Annotated in this window: 2 protein-coding genes; both read right to left on the minus strand. The window is 58.5% G+C overall.

The window, feature by feature from the left end; all coding sequences use genetic code 11:
• Positions 1-1,245: 1,245 nt before the first annotated feature.
• A complete protein-coding gene (locus tag CHR90_RS00205; protein ID WP_094406522.1) occupies positions 1,246-1,569 on the minus strand; it encodes a hypothetical protein in 324 nt (107 codons plus the stop codon).
• The coding region (locus CHR90_RS00210) for a ParA family protein (RefSeq protein ID WP_141210827.1) at positions 1,569-2,406 on the minus strand (838 nt) is incomplete at its 5' end. The genes CHR90_RS00210 and CHR90_RS00205, both read right to left, overlap by 1 nt.

A 2,406-nucleotide genomic window follows, 5' to 3' on the forward strand; every position in this document is an offset into this window, starting at 1 on the left:
GGGGTTCGCGCGCCGTCGCTCAATACCCGTATCTTGGCGGAGGCCCTGCCCGGACCGCTCAAGGTGCTTGTGGAGTTCCGACCGGCCGCCTGTGCCGTGGCGGTCATTTTGGCGCGGGCTGCTTATCCGCTGCGCCAAGTGAAGATGACGATTGCGGCCCTTGCGGAAGCCACGGGCATGGCCCGCCGTAGCGTTCAGCGTGCCCTAAGGCTGCTGGAAGTGGCGGGGCTCGTGGCGACCGACCATACGAAGATCCGGCGCGACTTTAACGAACCGAACGTCTTTTGGTTAGGCGACGCCTTTGAGGAATGGTTCCAAAGGCCCAAGAGCGCTTCTGCGCGCCAGGGGGGCGACTCGAATGACGCGCGACTCAGAGATAGAGATTCTAATAATCAAAAATCTACAAATTACAGCCATCGCAACGTAGGCCATGCTCCCAGTGGGGAGCAGCGTCGGGTCTTGCGCGAGGTCGTTGATGAGCCGAGCGGTTCGATTGGCGTTGGCCGTGCGCCGACACCGGTCGTCATTAATGAACCTGCTGAATCGCCAGATGCAGGGCTGTCGGTGACGGATGCTCCGGCGGATTGGGAAGCGCTGGCCAACAAGGCCGTGGCGGCGCTCGATCCGGACGCGAAGGATGGGAACCCGTGGCTCGCGCTGGATCGGTTGCGGCGGGAGCGGCTGAAGGGCGTGCAGCGGCAGTTCTGGGAACGCGCAGCCTCAACCCATGCGCACCGGGCGTTGCTTGCAGTTGCTGAAGTGCTGCTGCGGCCAATGGGTTATTTTAAGCGCGGCCCCCTCGCCTATCTGGCCGGGATCTTGCGCAAGGCGGTTGGCGATTGCGCACCCGAACGGTCAGTTGCCCGGCTGCTGGCCGAGCGGTCAGGCCAGGCTTATCCGGGAGGTGAGATCGCNCGGGATCTTGCGCAAGGCGGTTGGCGATTGCGCACCCGAACGGTCAGTTGCCCGGCTGCTGGCCGAGCGGTCAGGCCAGGCTTATCCGGGAGGTGAGATCGCCCTGCCCTTGGGCGTGAAGCCCCTCGAAACCATTACACCGCCGGAAGATCCGGTGCGGCGCCGCGTGTTCGAAGCGGTTGGAGTAGGCTTCTATCGCAGTTGGTTTGAGGCGGCTGAATTGAGCGTGCAGGACGACCATATAGTGGTTCGCCCTGCTAAGGCTTGGCAGCGGGTGTTTCTGGAGCAGCATCACTCTGCCCTCCTCCGCAGTTGCCGGTTGGTCTTGATTTAATCGGCCAGTGTTCGGCGTATCAATTCGCTGAATGCCGCCGGCTGGGAGAGGCGTTCGCGCTCGGCGAATTCCATAAACTTATTCCAGTCGGCGACTTTGGGCCGGAAGCTGACGTTTGTTGTCGGTTCTGGCACTTCGCCGGGCTTGCGGCGATATCGCCGGGCGGTGGTTTCTTGGGGTGGTGGTGCTGGCGTGTCATCGACAAAACCGCGTTGTTGCGCTTTTGCGGCAATCGCTTGGTCTTGCGCAGGCGTCGTTTCTTTAGGGCCGGATGGCTTAATGTTTGCGATATTGGCGAATGGGTCACGCGGGGTGGTCATTATTGGTTAGCTCCGGTGATAGTATCAAGAAGTTCGCCCACGAATCGTTCTGCATTCTCGATGGCTTGCTCCAATCCGTTGACGGCGGATGGATCTAGTTCTGTGAGCGATAGCTGATAACTGTGGATGCGCGAAAACGCGGTGCGCTCGTTAAGGTGCGTTTGGAAGCGCCCGATTCCGGCCGCATCAAGTCGGGCAATATTTTCCCGCTCTTCTTTTTTAATTACGCCAGTGTTGGTTCGCGTCAAAACAATCTTATGAGGGATGGCCCGGCGCAAGGTTTGTTCTTCGTCGCGGATGAGTTGGATTGCGACCGCTGCTTCGTCGGCGTCGGGCGTCTTTGCTTGCATCGGTATAATGACGAAGTCTGAGCGTGACATGGTGCGGCCCATGGTAAGAGTTGCTCGGCCTTGCACATCGATAATCACGAACTGGACGTTCGTTGACGCTTCGTCGATAACGGAGACAAGATCGCGAGGATCATCGACCGCTTTCACGATGCCAGCATATTTGCTTGGGCTGTTTTTCGCCCACTTGTAGGTGGTTTTTTGTGGGTCGGTATCAATCAGGAGCACCGAGGCTCCCTTCTGTGCTAATGTCGTTGCAACGATGAGTGCTGTTGTGGATTTCCCCGCCCCGCCTTTAGGGCTGGCCACAGCGATCACTGGCATTGAAATGAACTCCCTTACAAGCAAATGCATGCATATAAAAGCATATGCATGACAATCATTGCAATGCCAATCCGTCGCAATGAAGGGCGTTGACAGGCGTTGATTTGCGTCACAATCGCTTGAAAGCGATGCCGTTGAAAGCGATGCCGTTGAAAGCGATGCCGTT

It is taken from the genome of Elstera cyanobacteriorum, from assembly GCF_002251735.1.
In the GTDB taxonomy this organism is placed as follows: Bacteria; Pseudomonadota; Alphaproteobacteria; order Elsterales; family Elsteraceae; genus Elstera; species Elstera cyanobacteriorum.